The sequence below is a fragment of the Synechococcus sp. MU1642 genome (genome assembly GCF_020514115.1).
Lineage (GTDB): Bacteria > Cyanobacteriota > Cyanobacteriia > PCC-6307 > Cyanobiaceae > Parasynechococcus.
In genome coordinates this window covers 116,526-136,947 of the sequence record NZ_VTKZ01000002.1, presented here as the reverse complement: position 1 = coordinate 136,947, position 20,422 = coordinate 116,526, and the positions used below count along the sequence as shown (strand labels likewise).

At 57.3% G+C, this 20,422-nt stretch carries 17 protein-coding genes; 13 read left to right on the top strand and 4 right to left on the bottom strand.

From position 1 onward, the window contains the following. Positions 1-81 precede the first annotated feature (81 nt). Positions 82-2,253 carry a glycine--tRNA ligase subunit beta gene (gene glyS, locus FZZ85_RS03345; protein ID WP_226412221.1) on the top strand — a complete coding sequence of 724 codons (2,172 nt, stop codon included), beginning with the start codon at positions 82-84 and terminating at the stop codon, positions 2,251-2,253. Between the two features lie 373 nt (positions 2,254-2,626). Here glyS and FZZ85_RS03340 read toward each other — a convergent pair whose 3' ends face one another. Both FZZ85_RS03340 and FZZ85_RS03335 read right to left on the bottom strand, forming a co-directional pair. After that, positions 2,627-2,878, bottom strand: a complete 252-nt coding sequence (locus FZZ85_RS03340) for a hypothetical protein (protein WP_226412219.1) — start codon at positions 2,876-2,878, stop codon at positions 2,627-2,629. Then, a complete protein-coding gene (locus tag FZZ85_RS03335; RefSeq protein ID WP_226412217.1) occupies positions 2,878-3,129 on the bottom strand; it encodes a hypothetical protein in 252 nt (83 codons plus the stop codon). Before FZZ85_RS03335 ends, FZZ85_RS03340 begins: the two co-directional genes overlap by 1 nt. Before the next feature lie 236 nt (positions 3,130-3,365). On the opposite strand from FZZ85_RS03335, the gene FZZ85_RS03330 reads away from it, so the two are divergent. Further along, a complete protein-coding gene (locus FZZ85_RS03330) occupies positions 3,366-3,554 on the top strand; it encodes a hypothetical protein (RefSeq protein WP_226412215.1) in 189 nt (62 codons plus the stop codon). Between the two features lie 35 nt (positions 3,555-3,589). Here FZZ85_RS03330 and chlP read toward each other — a convergent pair whose 3' ends face one another. Next, entirely contained in the window at positions 3,590-4,972 is a 1,383-nt protein-coding gene (gene chlP, locus FZZ85_RS03325) for a geranylgeranyl reductase (RefSeq protein WP_226412213.1), read from the bottom strand. A 108-nt stretch (positions 4,973-5,080) separates the two neighbouring features. Between chlP and FZZ85_RS03320 the strand changes: the two genes are divergently transcribed. The 8 genes from FZZ85_RS03320 to ccsB are packed head-to-tail and all read left to right on the top strand — an operon-like array spanning position 5,081 to position 13,909. After that, positions 5,081-5,833 carry a M15 family metallopeptidase gene (locus tag FZZ85_RS03320; protein ID WP_226412211.1) on the top strand — a complete coding sequence of 251 codons (753 nt, stop codon included), beginning with the start codon at positions 5,081-5,083 and terminating at the stop codon, positions 5,831-5,833. After that, complete coding sequence (locus FZZ85_RS03315; RefSeq protein ID WP_226412209.1) at positions 5,830-8,361, top strand: U32 family peptidase; 2,532 nt, start codon at positions 5,830-5,832, stop codon at positions 8,359-8,361. Before FZZ85_RS03320 ends, FZZ85_RS03315 begins: the two co-directional genes overlap by 4 nt. Before the next feature lie 57 nt (positions 8,362-8,418). Beyond that, complete coding sequence (gene typA / locus FZZ85_RS03310; protein ID WP_226412207.1) at positions 8,419-10,227, top strand: translational GTPase TypA; 1,809 nt, start codon at positions 8,419-8,421, stop codon at positions 10,225-10,227. After that, complete coding sequence (locus tag FZZ85_RS03305; protein ID WP_226412205.1) at positions 10,227-10,583, top strand: DUF309 domain-containing protein; 357 nt, start codon at positions 10,227-10,229, stop codon at positions 10,581-10,583. The genes typA and FZZ85_RS03305 overlap by 1 nt, the downstream gene beginning before the upstream one ends. 50 nt (positions 10,584-10,633) lie before the next feature. Then, the gene (locus FZZ85_RS03300; RefSeq protein WP_226412203.1) at positions 10,634-11,071 is read left to right on the top strand and encodes a hypothetical protein; all 438 of its coding nucleotides are present in this window, start codon (positions 10,634-10,636) and stop codon (positions 11,069-11,071) included. Next, positions 11,068-11,796: an LPS export ABC transporter ATP-binding protein gene (gene lptB, locus FZZ85_RS03295; protein ID WP_226412201.1), complete on the top strand. Its 729-nt coding sequence runs from the start codon at positions 11,068-11,070 to the stop codon at positions 11,794-11,796. Before FZZ85_RS03300 ends, lptB begins: the two co-directional genes overlap by 4 nt. Before the next feature lie 29 nt (positions 11,797-11,825). Beyond that, on the top strand, positions 11,826-12,956 hold the full coding sequence (locus FZZ85_RS03290; protein ID WP_226412199.1) for an LptF/LptG family permease: 1,131 nt from the start codon (positions 11,826-11,828) through the stop codon (positions 12,954-12,956). A 38-nt stretch (positions 12,957-12,994) separates the two neighbouring features. Then, positions 12,995-13,909 (top strand): c-type cytochrome biogenesis protein CcsB, encoded by a 915-nt coding sequence (gene ccsB, locus FZZ85_RS03285; RefSeq protein ID WP_226412481.1) that lies wholly within the window; start codon positions 12,995-12,997, stop codon positions 13,907-13,909. 1,913 nt (positions 13,910-15,822) lie between these two features. Here the strand turns inward: ccsB and rpe are convergent. Beyond that, positions 15,823-16,506: a ribulose-phosphate 3-epimerase gene (gene rpe / locus FZZ85_RS03280; protein WP_226412197.1), complete on the bottom strand. Its 684-nt coding sequence runs from the start codon at positions 16,504-16,506 to the stop codon at positions 15,823-15,825. A gap of 150 nt (positions 16,507-16,656) precedes the next feature. Between rpe and glpX the strand changes: the two genes are divergently transcribed. The 3 genes from glpX to FZZ85_RS03265 all read left to right on the top strand — a co-directional run bounded on the left by glpX (position 16,657) and on the right by FZZ85_RS03265 (position 20,409). Next, complete coding sequence (glpX, locus tag FZZ85_RS03275; protein ID WP_006851350.1) at positions 16,657-17,661, top strand: class II fructose-bisphosphatase; 1,005 nt, start codon at positions 16,657-16,659, stop codon at positions 17,659-17,661. 32 nt (positions 17,662-17,693) lie between these two features. Further along, complete coding sequence (locus FZZ85_RS03270; RefSeq protein WP_226412195.1) at positions 17,694-18,992, top strand: glutamyl-tRNA reductase; 1,299 nt, start codon at positions 17,694-17,696, stop codon at positions 18,990-18,992. Positions 18,993-19,113: 121 nt separating this feature from the next. After that, positions 19,114-20,409, top strand: coding sequence for a glucose-1-phosphate adenylyltransferase (locus tag FZZ85_RS03265; protein WP_226412193.1), 1,296 nt, complete (start codon positions 19,114-19,116; stop codon positions 20,407-20,409). The last annotated feature ends 13 nt before the right edge of the window (positions 20,410-20,422 follow it).

The window sequence follows — 20,422 nt, the reverse complement described above, 5'->3', positions numbered from 1 at the left end:
TCCCCCACCCCGAAAAGGTTTTCTTGATTTGAACGTAGCGAAACGGCTTCCAATACAGTCGCTTTCGGCTCTGACCTTGGCGTGACGGCAACCTTTCTTCTGGAAATCGGCACCGAGGAGCTTCCTGCCGATTTTGTCAATCAAGCGCTTGACCAGCTGCAGCAGCGGGTCAGTCGTGATCTGCGTGAGGCAAGGCTGGGCCATGGATCGGTGTCGGTGTTCGGCACCCCCCGGCGTCTGGTGGTCTCCGTAGCTGAGCTGGAGGAGCGCCAGCCCGATCTTCAGGAAGACCGCAAGGGCCCTCCTGTGGCTCAGGCCTTCAAGGACGGCATCCCAGGGCCTGCGGCGATCGGTTTTGCCAAGCGCTGCGATGTTGATCCTTCAGCCCTAGAGCAGCGTGAAACTCCGAAGGGTCCTTGCGTTTTCGCAACCGTGCTCACCCCCGGTGAAGCCAGTGTTGAACTGCTTCAGGGGCTGATTCCCCAATGGATTGATGCTCTCCAGGGTCGGCGGTTCATGCGCTGGGGCACCGGAGCCCAGCGCTTCAGCCGCCCCATCCGCTGGCTGTTAGCGCTCAAGGGGTCAGAGGTAATCCCTGTGGTGCTCGACAGCGCTGACCCCGAGGTCCGCAGCGATCGTTTGAGCCGTGCCCACCGTCTCCATGGTGACGAATCACTGTCCATCGCATCAGCGGAGGTGTTTGGTGAAACCCTCGCCGCCGCTGGCGTTGTTGTTGATCGTGCGGAGCGGGCCAAACGGATTCGCACCAGCCTTGATCAGTCGGCTCAGGCGGCCAATGGAACACCCGACTGTCCGGAGTCTCTGTTCGAAGAACTGGTGGACCTGGTTGAAGATCCCAGGATTCTCGAGGGGACCATTGCTGAACGGTTCCTGCAGCTTCCTCCGGAGGTGATCAGCACGGTGATGCAGGCTCACCAGCGTTATGTGCCACTGCAGGTGCCTGGCCTGGAGGCTGACCCGCTTCGACTCACTGCTGAGGCTGTGCTTCGGCCCGAGTTTTTGTTGGTGAGCAATGGCCTGGCCCCGGCGTCTTCCTTAATCGTTCGTGGCAATGAACGCGTGCTTGGAGCGCGCCTGGCGGATGCTGAATTTTTCCTGGATGTTGACCGACGTCAGTCCAGCGCATCTCGGCGTGAAGCCCTTGATCGCGTCACCTTCGCTGAAGGGCTGGGCAGTCTTCTTGACCGCTCCGAGCGGATCGAGCGGCTCACGGGGCTGCTGTTGAAGCAACTCGATCTTGATCAGAGCGTGGTGGATGCGGCCCAGCGTGCCGCTCATTTCTGCAAGAACGATCTTGTTAGCCAAATGGTGGGCGAGTTCCCTGAACTTCAGGGCTTGATGGGGGGCAAATACCTCCTGGAGGAGGGAGAACCCCGCGATGTCGCTCTCGCTGTGGTGGAGCACTATCTGCCCCGGGGCGCCGGTGATGCCCTGCCCGCAACCCTTGCAGGAGCAGTTGTGGCCTTGGCGGAACGGCTTGAGCTGCTCCTCAGCATCTTTGCTAAGGGAGAGCGGCCGACAGGATCCTCCGACCCCTATGCCTTGCGGCGGGCCGGCAATGGTGTTGTGCAGATTCTCTGGGGCATGGCTTGGCGCCTTGACCTCATGGCTTTTCTCAACAACTCCGTGGCGGAGTGGGCTTCTCTTTTCCCTGCCTTTGGGGTGGATTCAAGCCAACTTCACAACGACCTCTGTCAGCTGCTGCGGCAGCGGATCGTGTCCCAACTGGAAGACGACGGCTTTGCTCCTGATCTGGTGCAGGCTGTTGCTGGTGATGCCGTCTCTAGCCAGCGTCTGCTCAGTGATCCACTGGATGTGAAACAACGGATTCAGCTGTTGCGTGACCTTCGAGACAGCGGTCAGCTGGATGCCGTCCAGGCGGTGGTGCAACGGGCAGCCAAACTTGCTGAAAAAGGTGATCTGCCACGGGATCAGCTTGTGGCCCGCAATGTGGTTCAGCCCGATCGATTCGAGTCAGCCAGTGAGAAGGATCTGTTCGCAGCTCTGGAGCAGCTGCATCCACTGGCTCAGCAGCGGTCTTATCAATCCCTCGCCGATGCGCTTGTCGCGGCAACTCCGGCTCTTCAGGCCTTCTTTGACGGTGACACCAGCGTCATGGTGATGGTCGACGATTCCGCGCTGAGACTCAATCGCCTCAACCTTTTGGCCGTTCTGCGCAATCAGGCCTCGGTGTTGGCTGAATTTGAATCGATTCAGAAGGCAGAGGGCTAATCCCCATAATCACATTGAGATCAAGGGATTCTTGCCGACATAAGGCATACATATTGGGCATAAATTTGCGAATTGTCTGACCCGAAGGAAGGGCGGAGAGAGTTACTACTTCCAGCGCTGGGTGCCGCCTGCACTTATCTTCATATTTCTGCTTATCTGTTGGGGGACCTCTCTCGTCAATACGAGGAAGCCATGCAGGCCTCGAAGTTCTGACTCCAGTCGTTGAAGTCATCGACTTGCTCCACCACTTCTTCGCAGTAGAGAAGCTTCTCCTCAAGCATCCTCGACTCCTCAGCCAAAGCTGGCTATGCAACAACCGAAGCAAGCACCTGGCCAGCGTTTAGTAAAGGTTTCAAGGCAGGCCCAAGGTTGATCAGAGGATTCCCAAGGGACCTTTCTTCTTCTTGCAATAGCCGGCACTGATGTTCATCCACCCCTCCTTGCAGGCTTTGCCGTTGGTAGGCGCCACCTCGTAATAGATGGGGGAGACACAGGTAGTCCCGAGCGTGTTGACGTAACCCAGTGGGCACTGGTCATGACCTTCAGACTTAGGGATCTCCTTCTGAGCCAACGCAGCAGGTGCAGTCGAGGCAAAAAGCAGAGCAGCAGCCAGCAAAGCTTTCATCACTGACCCACCAGCTTCAGGTACTTGGTGATGTCACCGCCGTTGCAGTAGTGAACGGCAACTGGGCGCTCGATGAAGCCACCTTCACCATCCACGTCGGTGAACTCAACGCCAGACAGGTTGACGATCCCGGTCTCAGCATTCTTCACGCAGTTCACGAACTCCTTGGACTGCTTCGCTATCGGTGCAATCAGGACAAGAGCTCCAAGGACAGCTGCTCCGATCAGACCCTTCTCAACGTTGAGCTGCATCCATGGTGCGCATGACTCCACAGTTTCTAGAGGCGGAATACCTACTAGACAATGTGGGCATACATCGTGGGCATACACGTTCTCTGAGAATCATTGCAAAAACAAGGGTCTCAGGCCCAAAAATTGTTTGAATCGATTCAATCCAAATAAATGTCACCGCTGACCTTTGCGGTTAAGCAGTGGCCAGTCCATTCAGCCGGACTGCCTGATCAAGAGACAAAAACATCCAGCAGCCTGTGCTGATCCGCCAAGGTGGCAATGGTCTGGGAACCGACATTGCGGCGGTGATCTTTGCTGCTGCCGCTGTTTACGCCATCAACATATGGTCGACGGTCAAGAAAGAAAGATCCTCCGCCAAGAACCTTGAGCGAGGGATTGAGCAAATCAAGGATGCCTCTGGCAAAGCGATGGAGCCTCGCAACTAACCAGCAGCTTCAGCGATGTTGTGGGCCGGCCTCCGTCAGGAGACGCCGGCCTTTTCCTTCGACTCGGAACCCTTGGAGTTGGGCCCCTTGGACTCTCCGGCCTGGGCCTTGATCTGCTGGGCTGCTTCCTCCGCAAGGAAATCGCCGTCTGAACGACCAACAGCCGAAGGAACAGGGTTGTAATCGGATGGAGCCAGGGCCTCTCCTCTGATCAGGCTGCCCAGGGTGCGGAGGGTGAGCTTGATCTGCTGCCAGGGGTTCATCATCACCACCCGCTTGTACAGGTAGCTGTCGAAGGTCAGCTTCTGCACGTCCTTGTCGTCGCACATCTCTACGAAGGCTTCCCGGGCAGCGTCGTTGCGGTAGAAGATTCGCTGGAGAATGTCGAGCACCACATAGGTGGCACCGTACTTACGATCCCAGCGCTTGAGGTAAGTCGACTTGATCTGTTTTTCGGTGGGAATGGAAGCACCGTTGTTGGAGATTTCAACGAGCGCTTCGGCACACATCCGTCCGCTTTTGGCAGCGAAATAAATGCCTTCACCGGAGCTCTTGGTTACATAGCCCGCTGCATCACCCACAAGCGCCATACGACCCACGACCCTGCGCGGACGGGGGTGCTCAGGAATCGGATGCGCCTCCACCTTAATCACTTCACCCTGGAACAGACGCTTGTTGGCCCGCTCGCGGATGCCCTTCTGCAGACCCTTGATCAGGCTCTGGTTCTGCTGCATGGTTCCCGTTCCCACCGCTACGTGGTCATATTTGGGGAACACCCATGCATAGAAGTCAGGTGAGACGTCCGTTCCGACGTACATCTCTGCCAGATCTTCGTAATAGGTCATCTCTTCAGCAGGAAGCTTGATCCGTTCCTGGAAGGCGATGGCAACGTTGTAATCCCCGGCGTCCATCGCTTTCGCCACCCGTGAGTTTGCGCCATCGGCACCGATGATCAGGTCAACGGCCAGGGTCTTCGGCTCACCGGTGGGGCCACCGCCGCTGTAGTCGGCGTAATGGATGGTGTAAGGGCCCTGACGGTCGGTGCCGGTGTCGATTTTCTGCACCAGGCCATTGATCAGGGTTGTGCCCAGATCTGCTGCCCTGTTGCGCAGGAATGCATCGAACACCTCACGACGGCACATGCCGATGTAGGCGTTTTCGTCGTAGCCGAGGGGGTCGAGCTTGATGTCCACCTCCCTGTTGGAGGGGGAAATCATCTTCATGTTGCGGACCTTGCGGTCGATGATTTCGTCAGGAAGGTCGAACTCTTCAACCATGCAAAGCGGGATGGCCCCACCACACGGTTTGGCGTTGTCGAGTTTGCGCTCGAACAGCCAAGTCTCAATTCCTGCCTTGGCCAGAATTTCGGCAGCACAGGAGCCACTAGGGCCGCCACCGATCACCGCAACTCGCAACATCTCAGCCCGTCTCCGCTGGATTGTTTTTTGAAGCTATCACTGTCACAACAACCATTGTGGGTCGAACTGGCCACTGCCTTTACGATCGAAACAACACGCATTAGCGCTTTGGTTCGGGCCTCCTCTGCGCGACGCACTGAGCGGGAGGATATTCCGGTCGCCCGTCGAACACGACAGCCTCGTCAACGCAAGGGAAATTCCGCTGCTGGTTTGTTGTTCGGGCTGGTTCTCGTCTGCGCAGGAAGCCTGGCTGCGGTGATGGTGCTTCCCACTTTGCTCTCCCGTCGTCAGCCCATGCAAAGCCTCGAGATTTCAGGTTTTCGGGAACGTCCCGACGCTGATGGCCGTCTTCTTGGCCACTTTCCTTACAGCGAAGCAGAGGCCGATCAACTCATTGTGTTTGAACCGGGGATTGAGCTGAATGTGGAGGCAGCAGACGCCCTCGACACGATGATGAGGTCCGCTTCGGCTTACGGGGTCGATCTCCGTCTGCTCAGTGGGTTCCGCTCTCTAGCCCTTCAGGAATCCATCTTTTTTGACGTGGCCTCTGAACGGAACCAGACAGCTGAAGAGCGTGCCCAGGTGTCGGCTCCACCGGGGTACTCCGAGCACAGCACTGGTTATGCCGTTGATCTCGGCGATGGCCGTTTCCCTGAGACCAACCTCTCCCAGAGCTTTCAAGACACCGAAGCATTTCGCTGGCTGCAAGATCACGCGGCCCGATATCACTTCGTGTTGTCTTTCCCTGAGGGCAACAAACAGGGCGTGATGTACGAACCCTGGCATTGGCGCTACCAGGGCAATGCGGATGCACTGCGTTTGTTTGAGCCGGCCAGTCGGTTCTCTAGGCGCGACCCTTGAATGTCCCCGAACTGTTATCTCCAGCCGGCGACTGGGCTGCGATGAAGGCTGCCGCCGCCTCGGGTGCCGATGCGGTGTATTTCGGTGTTGATGCCTTCAACGCTCGTCAGCGGGCTGAGAATTTCCGACTGGATGACCTGCCTGAGGTGATGCAGTGGCTGCATCAGCGGGGGGTCAAAGGCTTCCTCACCGTCAACGTGTTGGTGTTTAGCGATGAATTACAGGCAGCGGCTCAATTGCTGATCGCTGCAGACCAGGCGGGGGTGGATGCGGTGATTGTCCAGGACGTGGGGCTCTGTCGCTTGGCCCAGCGGCTGGTGCCCAGCCTCTGTTTGCACGGCTCAACCCAGATGTCGATTACCAGTGCAGCGGGTATTGCCCAGGCAGCTGCGCTCGGTTGTCAGCGGGTGGTGCTGGCCCGAGAGCTGGCCCTGCGTGATCTTGAGCGCCTGCAGACACAACTGGTCCAGCGGCACCTTGCGATGCCATTGGAGGTGTTCGTGCACGGCGCCCTATGCGTTGCCTATTCCGGTCAATGCCTGACCAGTGAATCCCTCGGACAGCGCAGTGCCAATCGAGGTGAATGTGCCCAGGCCTGTCGCCTGCCCTACGAAATGGTGGTGGATGGTCAACCCCACTCCCTTGAAGACCAGCGCTACCTCCTCTCGCCCCAGGATCTGGCGGCCTGGGAGCTGCTGCCGGAATTGCAGCGCATCGGCGTGGCCAGCCTCAAGATCGAAGGGCGCCTGAAGGACGCTGCTTACGTGGCCGCTGTTACCGACGCCTATCGGCATCGACTGGATCAGATCACTGTCTCGGCGCCGCAGGTGCAACGCCAGCTTGAGTTGGCATTTTCCCGAGGTCTGTCCACCGGTTGGCTGGAAGGGGTGAACCATCGCCGTCTGGTGCATGGCCGCTGGAGCAAGAAGCGGGGCCCGCTGCTGGGGCAGTTGCTACGGGTGGAACGGGGTGGTTGGTTGCATCTGCGCAGCCGGGAACAGCTGCAACCCGGTCAGGGTCTTGTCCTGGAACAGATTTCGTCTGACCCCCTGCACCCGCCTCGGGAGATTGGTGGTCGGATCATGGTGTGTGAGCGGATGGGCGACGAACGCTGGAAGCTGCGTCTTGGGCCCGAGCGAGTCGATTGCTCTGGTTTGAGACCTGGCGCTTCGGTCTGGCTCACCAGTGACCCTGAATGGCAGTCACGTTGGCAGCGTGCTGCCCGCCGCAGAGTGGAGGCGCGCTCTCGGGATCTAGTACTGCGGGTGTCCGGTCGGTTGGATGCACCGCTTGAGCTGCACTTGCTGGCACCCCAGGGGGTGGATCTTCAGGTCAACAGCACCATGCCGCTGCAGAACGCTACGCAGCGCTCGCTGGATCGGGAACGGCTTGAGGAGCAATTGGGACGCCTGGGGGGAACCGGCTGGTCGCTTCAGCATCTGGAGGTCCAGCTGGAGGGCGATCTTTTTCTGCCCGTGGCGGAACTCAACCGCATGCGCAGGGCCCTGCTGGAGCAATTGGAGGCCTCGCTGGATGACAGCACCGATTCAGTCCCTGGCCCTGTACTTCCCAAAACGGCAGACCCAATAGAGCTATTGGCCCAGATGTGCCCCCCAGCGGATGCTCACCTCAGTGAGACCAAGCCAGGCTTGGTGGTGCTGGTCCGCAGCCTGGATCAGTTGCAGGCCTTGGTGGATCTCTCAAGCACGGGCCTGCCGATTCGCTCGGTGGTGGCGGATCTCGAGCAGCCCCGGGAGCTGCGTGAAGCGGTGTCTATCGGTCGAGGCTGCTGGCCGGAAGGTGTTTGGTTGGCCGGGGCACGGATCACACGGCCCGATGAACGCTGGACTCTTGAGCCTCTGATTCGCGCCCGCCCCGATGGCTTCCTGGTTCGAAATCCCGATCAGCTGGAGGTGCTGACGTCGCTGGCCCCCTGCATTGGCGACTTTTCCCTCAATACCGCCAACCCTCTGAGTTTCCACTGGTATCGCGACCACTGGAATCTGCAGCGACTTACGGCCAGTTACGACCTGAACCTTCAGCAACTTCTGGATTTGGTCGCCGCCGTTGATCCAGCGCTGCTGGAAGTCACCCTGCATCAGCACATGCCGTTGTTCCACATGGAGCATTGCCTGTTCTGTGCGTTCCTCTCGGACGGCAAGGACCACACCGATTGCGGTCGTCCCTGTGAGAAGCACCACGTCACCCTTCGGGATCGCAGCGGGGTTGAACATCCCCTGCGCGCTGATCTGGGTTGTCGCAACACCCTCTTCAATGGGACGGCGCAATCGGGCGTTGAGGCGCTTCCGTCGCTGCTGCGGGCGGGCGTACGCAGGATTCGGCTTGAACTTCTCGATGAAGATGCCGCTGCGACGCGTCGGCGCGTCAGCCTTTATTCCGAAGCTCTGGCGGGTCGGATGGCCACCCAGGACGTTTGGTCCCAGGAGCAGATTCACCACCAGCTCGGCGTCACCCGCGGCAGCCTGCGCAGAACTGGTCCGGAGCGCACCAGTCGATTCTCACGTTGAGATAACCTGTCGCACTGCGCCTTTGGCGTTCTTCACAAATACTTACGGTCAACCCGCATGAGCGCCAACAACAAGGCGATCCGCAACATCGCGATCATCGCCCACGTTGACCACGGCAAGACGACTTTGGTCGATTCACTGTTGGCGCAGTCAGGAATTTTCCGCGACAACGAGGCCGTCCCCACTTGTGTGATGGACTCCAACGACCTGGAGCGTGAACGGGGCATCACGATCCTGTCGAAGAACACGGCGGTCACCTACAACGACACCCGGATCAACATCGTTGACACTCCGGGTCACGCCGATTTCGGTGGTGAAGTGGAGCGGGTGCTGGGCATGGTTGACGGTTGTCTGCTGATCGTGGATGCCAATGAGGGGCCGATGCCCCAGACCCGCTTTGTGCTGAAGAAGGCCCTCGAGCAGGGCCTGCGTCCGATCGTGTTCGTCAACAAGATCGACCGTTCTCGGGTGGATCCCGAGACCGCTGTCGACAAGGTGCTCGATCTGTTCATCGAACTCGGCGCTGACGACGATCAGTGCGATTTCCCTTACTTGTTCGGCAGCGGTCTTGGGGGCTTCGCCAAGCCCGACATGAAGACTGATAGCGACAACATGCGTCCTCTGTTCGACGCGATCCTGCGCCACGTTCCGCCCCCGGTTGGTGATCCGGAGAAGCCCCTCCAGCTGCAAATCACCACCCTTGACTATTCCGACTTCCTTGGTCGGATCATCATTGGCCGCGTTCACAACGGAAAAATTAAACAGGGTCAAAACGCTGCGCTGATAAAGGACGACGGCAGTGTCAAGAAGGGCCGCATCAGCAAGTTGCTGGGCTTCGAGGGTCTCCAGCGCGTCGAGATCGAAGAGGCTTCCGCCGGTGATCTGGTGGCTGTGGCTGGCTTTGACGACGTCAACATCGGCGAAACCATCGCCTGCCCCGATGAGCCCACCGCTCTGCCGTTGATCAAGGTGGATGAGCCCACCCTGCAGATGACCTTCGTCGTCAACGACTCCCCGTTTGCAGGCAAGGAAGGAAAGTTCGTCACCAGCCGCCAGGTGCGTGACCGCCTGCAGCGTGAATTGCTCACCAACGTGGCTCTGCGTGTCGAAGACACCGATTCACCAGACCGCTTTGCTGTGAGTGGCCGCGGTGAGCTGCACCTTGGCATCCTCATCGAGACCATGCGCCGCGAGGGCTATGAGTTCCAGGTTTCCCAGCCTCAGGTGATCTACCGCACCATTGATGGCACGCCTTGCGAGCCGGTTGAAACCCTCGTGATGGATGTCCCTGAGCCAGCGGTCGGCAGCTGCATCGAAAAACTTGGCACCCGTAAAGGTGAGATGCAGAACATGGAAACCAGTGCTGATGGACGCACCCAGCTGGAGTTCATCGTTCCCTCCCGCGGTCTGATCGGTTTCCGGGGTGAGTTCATCCGAGCCACCCGAGGCGAAGGAATCATGAGCCACTCCTTCTATGAATACCGACCGATGATGGGTGAATTCGACACCCGCCGGAACGGTGTGCTTATAGCCTTCGAAGAAGGCACGGCCACCTTCTATGCCCTCAAGAACGCCGAGGACCGTGGCCAGTTCTTCATCAGCCCGGGCACCAAGGTCTACAAGGGCATGATCATCGGGGAATACAACCGGCCCCAGGATCTTGAGATCAACGTCTGCAAGACCAAGCAGCTCACCAACATGCGTTCCGCGGGTGCTGAGGAACTGGATACGTTGCAAGCACCCATTCAGATGACCCTTGAGCGGGCTCTGGAATACATCGGTCCAGACGAGATGCTTGAAGTAACCCCCGAGTCGATTCGTTTGCGCAAACTTCCCGGCAAGAAGCCGGCCAAGTCCAAGCGCTGATGCCCCAGGCTGATCCCCGCTTTCAGGAGGGCGTGGAGCTTTTCAATGCCGGTGAGTGGTACGCCGCCCACGATCTGTTTGAAGAGCTCTGGCATGAAACGGCTGATCCGGAGCGGCGAAGCCTGCAGGGAATCCTTCAAGTGGCGGTTGCCCAGCTGCATCTGCAACGGGGCAACCATCGTGGTGCCACGATTCTTTTTGGCGAAGCCCTTGGACGTCTGAAACGTCCAGGAACTCCTGATCTGGGTCTCGACCTTGATGCTCTCTGCCAAGCGACGCAACAACGGCTTGAAGCCCTTCAGCAGGATGGGGATCCCGAGTCATGCACTGTCCCTGTTCTTGAGTGCATGTGCTGAAGCGCCGGTAATCTCAACGAACTCGAGCAAATTGCGTGGCAGGTAAAGCGATGCTCCGCTCCGGGGGCCTTCTTTTAGCTCTGCCACTTCTGGCCGCCATTTGCCCTCTGGATGCGGTCCAGGCTCAGCAAACTGCTGATGCAGGTGTCATCACGATTGAGTCCGATCTGCAAGCGGCCGACAACAGCACTGGTGTGATCACCGCCAGCGGCAATGTTCGCGTGGTGCATGCCGGCCGTGGTTTGGTTGCTACCAGCCGACAGGCCCAGTACTTCACGGAGGAAGACCGGATTGTGCTGAGTGGTGATGTGGATGTGATCCAGGCCGATGGCAACCTGCTCCGTGCGGATCGCTTCATCTACTTGCTTGAGGAAGAGCGGGCCGTCGCCATCCCCCTCCCTGGGCAGCAGGTGTTTAGTCAATGGACGCTCCAGCCCAGCCAGGCTGTGGTGGAGGGTGCTCCTGCCATCAACCTGGAGGCCCCATGACTCTGGAGCTTTCTAACGTTTCCATCACCCTTGGCGGCCGTCGTTTGGTGAAGGGCTTGAATCTGAGGCTTTCCCCCGGCGAGGTGGTCGGACTGTTGGGTCCCAATGGAGCCGGTAAAACCACCACCTTCAACCTGGTGATTGGTTTGCTGTCCCCTGATCACGGCGAGGTGACCATGAACGGCGAGCGGGTCACTTATCTGCCAATGCCTGAACGCGCACGGCGTGGGGTGGGTTATTTGCCCCAGGAAGCAAGTGTTTTTCGCAATCTCACGGTGCGAGAAAACCTGGATATCGCTCTTGAACAGACCGATCTCAGTCCCGAGCAGCACCGGGATCGGCGCCAGCAGCTGATTGAGGACTTTCACCTCACCGAGTTCATCAACCGCCGTGGCTTTCAACTCTCCGGGGGCGAACGTCGCCGTTGTGAGGTGGCCCGGGCGATGGCTTCAGGTGCAAAAGGACCCACCTATTTGCTTTTGGATGAACCCTTCGCCGGCATCGATCCTCTTGCGGTGGCAGATCTTCAGCTGTTGATCGAGGAGTTGCGCTCCCGGGGCATGGGGATCCTGATCACCGATCACAACGTCCGCGAAACCCTGGCCATAACCGATCGCGCTTACATCCTCAATGCTGGAGCTGTGTTGGCATCAGGACGCTCTGATGAGGTAGCGGCTGATCCACAGGTGCGTCGTTACTACCTCGGGGAGGGATTCCAACTGTGATTTTGGATCGTCTCAAACGCACCACCTGGATGAGGCTGGATCTGCTTGATCGCTGGTTGCTGAAGGAGCTACTGGGTCCACTGCTGTTCTTCATTGCCCTCTTCACGCTGCTGCTGCTTACGGGCGGCGTGATGTTTGAACTGGTGCGGCAGATGGTTGACAAGAACCTGCCGATCACGATCGCGGTTCAGGTGCTGTTGTTCAGCATTCCGCGTTGGCTGGCCTTCTCTATGCCGATTGGAACACTTATGGCCTCGCTGTTTGTGTTCACCCGTCTTTCAGCAAACAACGAAATAACAGCCCTACGAAGTCTCGGAATCACCACGAAGCGGATGATCAGTGCGGCCCTCGCCCTTTCAATGGCGATGACCCTGTTCACCTTTGTCCTCAACGATGTTGTGGTGCCCCGCAGCCAACGCTATGCAGAGGTCACCCTCAAGCGGTCATTGGGGCGTTCACTGGCCAGTGAGACAGGGCGCGATGTCATTTATCCCCGCTTTGGAAGACGTATTGGTTCAGATGGTGAAAAGGGCGACAAAGGCCTCCTTCAACTGTTTTATTCCCGCAAATTCCAGAACGGCCAAATGCTGGATGTGACGGTTCTGGATTTCAGCCGACCCGGTCTAACCCAGATGTTGCGTGCAGATCGAGCCATTTGGAATGAGGGTCAAGCCAGCTGGAATTTTCTAGATGGCCATATTCTGACCTTGGCCACCAACGGCAGCTCAACCAAAGCCGATTTCGATCGTTACGTCTATCCACTTGGCTCTGGGCCGCTGCGCTTGGCGGGGATTGAGAGCGATGCCGTCAACATGACTGTTGCTGAAGCCTTGCATGCTCAGAGCCTGTATGAAGAGGCTGGCAGCATCAAGGAAGCCCGCAAAATCCGTGTGCGGATCCAGGAGAAGTTCACGGTTCCGATGGCCTGTCTGGTGTTTGGCTTGTTTGGAGCTACCCTCGGCGCTCAGCCCAGTTACAGAAGCAGCAGAAGCTTCTCGTTTGTGCTCACCCTCGGGATCATCGCTGTCTACTACGTGATTGGTTTCAGCTTCAGTTCCCTGGGAGTCAAGGGAACCATGCCACCGATCCTGGCGGCTTGGCTTCCTGTGATGTTGTTTCTAGGCGCTGGTGGTCTGTTGCTGAAACAGGCCAGTCGCTGATTGGCCAAGGCAGAATTGCCATGTCTTCGGGGAATGGTGTGCTGAACACGCCTTTTGAGCTGGTCATCAGTCTTGGATTTGCTGGTTTTGTGTTGCTGCTGCTGGCCCTGCCGCTGGCCTTCTGGGCGGTTTCCAGCCAGTCCCGTGCTGGCTTGGTCCGCCTGCTGGTGGCAGTCGCCAACCTGCTGTTCACAGCTCAGCTGATTTTGCGCTGGTGGCAATCCGGCCACTTCCCGATCAGCAACCTCTACGAATCACTCTGCTTTCTTGCCTGGGCTTGCACCCTCACCCAGTTGCTAGTGGAACGGGCCTGGCCTTCCCCCATCGTGGCGGCAGCGGCCACTCCGATGGGCCTTGGTTGCATTGCCTTCGCAAGCTTTGCCCTTCCTGATCAATTGCAGTCAGCGGCTCCTCTGGTTCCTGCCCTGCGCTCCAGCTGGTTGGTCATGCATGTGAGCGTGATCATGGTGAGTTATGCCGCCTTGCTGGTGGGATCGCTGCTCTCCTTGGCGGTGTTGGTCACGGATCGCGGCCAATCCCTGGAACTCCGGAGCAGCTCCATTGGCAGTGGCGGGTTTCGTCAGGCCGCCTCGATTGCCAATGCTGGTTCTGTTCAGCTGCAATCGGTTCAACTGAGTACAAATGAACAACTCGACAGTCTCAGTTACCGCACGATTACGGTTGGGTTCCTGATGCTCACCGTGGGCATCGTGAGTGGTGCTGTTTGGGCTAATGAAGCCTGGGGCAGTTACTGGAGCTGGGATCCCAAGGAAACTTGGGCCTTGATCTGCTGGCTGGTGTATGCCGCTTATCTGCACACTCGCCTCAGTCGCGGTTGGCAGGGTCGACGCCCCGCTCTTGTTGCTGTGGTTGGCCTTTTGGTGATCGCTGTTTGCTACATCGGGGTGAATTTGCTGGGCATTGGTTTGCATAGCTACGGCTGGTTTTTCTGAACAGCTTTCTGTGTGCACTCGAGAGGTGCTCACCCGCTATCGATCTGACATCCGACAAGGGCGCCGCTAACAGCCCCGGTAGGAATCGACCAGATCAGTTGTCTTTTTTGGCGAGGACGCCTTCTAAGGTTCCAGCAAGAACATCGCCAGCGACAGTTCCTCCCAAACAAGAATTGCTGTCCTCATCCGCAGGATCCACGACAACGGTTCTTCCGCTTCAAGTGTCGGTTGATGGGCGGGATGGTTGTTGGTGCGATTCTCCTCCTGGTGTTTATGGCTTTTGTGCCCATGGAAATGCAAGCTCTTGGGGCAGGGTAGTTTCACCTTTTTCTCTCGACTGCTGACATGCCTAGGCTTATCCCAGGTGCCGAGATAGTACGTCTAAACGTATTGATTCTGATAACAAGTTTTTGCCCTAGGATATTTCTTTTTGATTGGGTCTGGTTCATTCAAAGCTGTGATCGACACGACACCAGCAATAAGTCCCTAAAGAATAATTTTCATGACGGAGTAGTTGGTCTCGTGCAGTTATTCTGCATTCCCGGATGAAGGAAAACCTGTCTACTTAAGTTCGATCTGTGACTGGATGCATCCAGTCCTAATTTTGTGATTTTGTGTTGTATTAATAGCAATCATTTTTTCACCTCGATTCAATTCTCTAGATGAGGGATTGATTCGTTTACCCAGATTCAACATTCCAGGGATGTTTTGCAGGTTCAGCCTGTGAAGCCTGTTCTCGAGCAGAGGAAGAGATTGTTGAGCTGCATAACTGCAGCTGTGAATGGACTGCAAGGTGGAGATATGGGTCTGGCAGCGAAAGCGGCCGCCACAAGGGGATCGAGGCCTAACGGACTCCCCCCCCCCATCACTGAGGTGGATTGAGGACCACATGCTTTCTCCCTCACGCCAATCACCCTGGGCTGTGATCTCAAACCTCTCTGAGCCCCAGGACGAATCAAATAAGCGCTTGCGGGGCTACGTGGTCTCACGTGGATGAGCGATGACTGTCCTTTTGTTGGAACGCTTCGGTCTCTTCAGTTTCCGAGCGCAGATACCGTTTTCGTTGTGCCGATTCCAGACCAGAAAGCGGTACAGCACGTCTTAAGGGTGCCACCTGTTGAGACCGATCAAGAGCTCAAAGAAGTGGATGGATTCCTCGTCTACTCATGCTGTTCTCTCGGTTATGCGTGAATTTCGCGTCGTGACCTGTGGTCCATCGCGTTTCTGAATAGTTCCATGATCGTCAATCTTGTTCTGTTATCAACCTCACTGATTGGCGTGATGTCTAACCAAGGGGTGGTTGGCCTCTCAAGAGGTGCATCAGGGCAACGGACAAAAAGGAAGGCCACCCCTGCAAAGGGATGGCCTTCCTTGTTGGCGTTCTTTGAAGCTGAACGAAGCGTCTGGCTGTATGGCTAGTCAGGCCAGTCAGGCAGCTTCTAGACCTTGCTCAGTTGGACTGTCGTCACGCATTGGACGCCTCCGACTTCGACATGTCCAGTTTGGTTCAAAGGAGAGGAGCTGGTCATCCGTATTTCAACTCAAGCGGCAGGGGTTAGGACGAGGGCTGGTGAAATACGAAACGAAAAAATTTATTGGGCTAAGTGTTGAAGGACGGCGCCAATATTCATACTGCCTTTGAGATAGCCAGCGACAACTAATGAAATCACGCCAGCATTAAGGGCTAGGAATGCTGCAACCAGTTTGACGTCATTTTGCATTTACCAATTATCGGCGACTTGATCGCATTAGTGTGGCTATCAAATCTATGGAGATGATGAAACTGCTCAATCGCTCGGTCCTTGCTTGAAGCTGATGTTGCGGGCTGAGCAACTCTGGTGTGAATGTTTTTTCTCAAGAAAAAGCCCGGCATTGGCTGCCGGGCTTTTGGTGCTCAATTGATGCCCTGCTGATCAGGCAAGAACAGCTTCCTTACTGTTGCTGTTGCGGATGCCTTTGATCGCTTCGGCGTAATCGGGTTGGTTGAACACACCGGAGCCGGACACAATCGCGTTGGCACCTGCTTCGATCACCTTCCAGGCATTGCCAGCTTTAATGCCGCCATCCACTTCGATCCAGGGATCGAGACCCTTCTCGTCGCACATGCGGCGTAGGTCGCGGATTTTCTGGACCTGGCTTTCGATGAAGCTTTGGCCACCGAAACCGGGGTTGACGCTCATGATCAACACCAAATCGCAGAGCTCGAGGCAGTACTCGAGGGTATCGATTGGAGTTGAGGGATTCAGGACTGCCCCTGCTTTTTTGCCCAGGTCCTTGATCTGAGCCAGGTTGCGATGAAGATGCGGGCAGGCCTCAACCTGAACAGAAATGATGTCGGCGCCGGCTTTGGCGAAGTCGGGGACGTACTTCTCCGGCTCAACAATCATCAGGTGAACGTCCAGTGGCTTCTGAGTCACCGGACGCAACGCCTCAACAATCAGCGGTCCAATGGTGATGTTCGGAACAAATCGGCCGTCCATTACATCCACATGGATCCAATCTGCACCGGCTTCGTCCACGGCTTTCACTTCTGCGCCGAGGCGTGAGAAGTCAGCCGACAGTATCGACGGCGAGATCACCAGGGGCTTGGTGCTCATGGATGAGGAGCGCGATTTGCCGGGAGATTTTAGGGACTCCTGCAACCACTGATACAGTGAGCCGCGCTCAGACGTCGAGATCCACTGCGGCGACGGCCAACTGCCCGTCCAGGAGATCTCGTCAACCCGTCCCACCTCATCCGGAGTCCCGTGGATCAGACCCTTATTCAGGAAATTCTCGAGATCGTCGAGCAGGCCGCCATCGCTTCCGCCTCGCTCTCCGGCAAAGGCCTGAAGGATGAAGCGGATGCATTAGCCGTCGATGCCATGCGCAAGCGCATGAATCAGATCCAGATGCAAGGCCGCATCGTGATTGGCGAAGGGGAACGTGATGAAGCCCCGATGCTGTACATCGGAGAAGAGGTCGGCACCGGCACTGGCCCTGGCGTGGATTTCGCAGTTGACCCTTGCGAAGGCACCAACCTTTGCGCCTTCAACCAGCGTGGCTCGATGGCTGTTCTCGCCGCTTCCGATCGCGGTGGTCTGTTCAACGCCCCCGACTTCTATATGAAGAAGCTGGCTGCTCCTCCGGCTGCCAAGGGCAAGGTGGACATCCGCAAATCGGCCACTGAAAACATCAAGATTCTCAGCGAGTGCCTGGGCCTCCCCGTCGATGAGCTGAACATCGTGGTGATGGATCGCGCTCGTCACAAGGATCTGATCGCTGAGATCCGTGCCACCGGCGCTCGCATTCAGCCCATCTCCGACGGTGACGTTCAGGCTGCAATCGCTTGCGGTTTCGCTGGCACGGGAACCCACTGTCTGATGGGCATTGGTGCTGCGCCTGAAGGTGTGATTTCCGCCGCTGCCATGCGCGCTCTTGGTGGCCACTTCCAGGGTCAACTGGTGTATGACCCTGCCATTGCTCAGACCTCCGAATGGGCTGACATGACCAAGGAGGGCAACCTGGCTCGTCTCGCCGAGATGGGCATCGCCGATCCCGACAAGGTCTACGAAGCAGAGGAGCTGGCCTGTGGCGAGCATGTTTGTTTCGCAGGCAGCGGCATCACTGATGGTCTGCTCTTCGATGGCGTTAAGTTCGAAAAGGACTGCACCCGCACGAGCAGCCTGGTGATCAGCAACTTGGACAACACCTGCCGCTTCACCAACACCGTGCACATCAAAGACGGCGCCCAGAGCATCGCTCTGAGCTGATCGTCACCCACTGGTTGAGAGGAACGTCTTCAATGCATATCTCCGTCGTCGGCCTCAGTCATCGCACGGCACCGGTGGAGATCCGGGAACGGCTCAGCATCCCTGAGCAGACCATGGAGACGTCCCTTCAATCCCTCCGCGGCAATGAGCAGGTGCTCGAGGCATCGATCCTCAGCACCTGCAATCGCCTCGAGATTTACACGTTGGTTCGCAATCCGGACCTTGGCGTGTCTGCTGTCAGCGACTTCCTCAGCAGCCACTCCGGCCTTGAGACAGGAGAGCTGACTCCGCACCTTTTCAGTTTCCACCACGAAGATGCTGTCGACCATCTGATGCGGGTGGCAGCAGGTCTCGACAGCCTTGTGCTGGGGGAAGGTCAAATCCTCTCCCAGGTGAAAAAAATGATGCGGCTCGGCCAGGAGCACAAATCCCTGGGTCCGATCCTGAATCGCTTGCTCACCCAGGCCGTCACCACGGGCAAACGTGTCCGCAGTGAAACCAACCTCGGAACAGGGGCGGTTTCGATCAGCTCGGCGGCCGTTGAGCTCGCCCAGCTCAAGCTCGGTCAATCCCGGGGACTGGATCAACTGGTCACCCTGGAAAGCGAGCAGATCGCCGTTGTCGGTGCCGGGCGCATGAGCCGACTGTTGCTTCAGCACCTTCAGGCCAAAGGTGCCTCCGGTGTTGTTCTGTTGAACCGCACCGTTGAACGGGCCGAACAGCTTTCGGCTGATTTCCCTGATCTTCCTGTTCAGTGCAGGCCGCTCACGGATCTGGATCAGTATCTGAGCACCTGCTCGCTGATGTTCACCAGTACAGCCGCCGATGATCCCATCATCGATGCCGCGCGTCTGGCACCTCTGAACCGGCGCAGCAAGCTTCGCTTGATTGATATCGGGGTGCCGCGCAACATCGCTGCCGATGCTGCCGATGTGGACGGCGTTGAATCCCACGATGTGGATGACCTTCAAGAGGTCGTCGCCCGTAACCAGGAAGCCCGTCAGGCAATGGCCCGGGAGGCTGAGCATTTGCTTCAGCAGGAAGCACAGCAGTTCCTCGAGTGGTGGGACAGCCTCGAGGCTGTGCCGACCATCAACCAGCTGCGCTCTTCGATGGAGTCGATCCGCACGGAGGAACTCCAAAAAGCCCTAAGCCGAATGGGTCCTGATTTCTCAGCTCGGGAACGCAAGGTTGTCGAAGCCTTGAGCAAGGGGATCATCAACAAAATCCTCCACACGCCGGTCACCCAGCTCCGGGCTCCCCAGAGCCGTCAGGATCGTCAACAAGCCCTTCGAATTGTTGAAAGACTGTTCGATTTGGAAGCATCTTGAGCTCATCAGCGATTCAGTCGCGACCTGAATCCCAGTAATCTCGACTGATTCTTCCCAAAGACGGTTGAGAAGCCAAAAACTCCGGTAAGTTCTTGCGGCAACGCCGATTTGGGATAGCGGCATGAAGCGGGTCTTGGCCATCATTCTGGGCGGCGGAGCAGGCACACGCCTGTATCCGCTCACAAAAATGCGCGCCAAGCCGGCCGTCCCTCTGGCAGGCAAATACCGACTGATTGATATTCCGATTAGCAACTGCATCAATTCCGACATCAACAAGATGTATGTGATGACGCAGTTCAACAGTGCGTCACTCAACCGCCACCTGAGCCAGACCTACAACCTCAGCAATTCCTTCGGTGGAGGGTTTGTTGAGGTGCTCGCAGCCCAGCAGACCCCTGACAGTCCCACGTGGTTTGAAGGCACTGCAGATGCTGTACGCAAATACCAGTGGTTGTTCCAGGAATGGGACGTTGATGAATATCTGATCCTTTCCGGCGACCAGCTGTACCGGATGGATTACAGCCTCTTCATTGAGCACCATCGCCGTTCAGGCGCCGATCTCACCGTTGCCGCTCTTCCCGTTGATCCAAAGCAGGCTGAGGCTTTCGGCCTGATGCGGACCGATGAAAATGGCACGATTAAGGAGTTCCGAGAGAAGCCAAAGGGTGATTCGCTGCTGGAGATGGCTGTCGACACCTCTCGCTTCGGCCTAACTGCCGATTCAGCTAAGGAAAGGCCCTATCTGGCCTCAATGGGCATTTATGTCTTCAGCCGTCAGACCCTGTTTGATCTGCTCGACAAGCATCCCGGACACAAGGATTTCGGCAAAGAAATCATCCCCGAGGCTCTCGCGAGGGGAGACAAGCTTCAGAGCTACGTGTTCGACGACTACTGGGAAGACATCGGCACCATCGGTGCATTCTATGAAGCCAACCTCGCGCTGACCCAGCAACCAACGCCTCCTTTCAGCTTCTACGACGAGAAGTTCCCCATCTACACCCGTCCGCGTTATCTGCCCCCCAGCAAGTTGGTTGATGTCCAGGTGACCAACTCGATCATTGGGGAAGGTTCCATTCTGAAGTCCTGCAGCATTCATCACTGTGTATTAGGCGTGCGCAGTCGAATTGAAAGTGACTGCGTGCTTCAAGACACGCTGGTGATGGGAGCCGACTTCTTTGAATCACCCGACGAACGTGCTGTCTTGAGAGAGCGAGGAGGTATTCCTCTTGGCGTTGGCAAGGGCACCACGGTTAAACGCGCCATCCTCGATAAGAACACCCGCATTGGTTCGGGTGTCTCGATCATCAACAAGGACAACGTGGAAGAGGCCGATCGTTCCGATCAGGGCTTCTACATCCGCAACGGCATCGTGGTTGTTCAGAAAAACGCCACCATCGCTGATGGAACGGTGATCTGAGCGCTGAAACCGC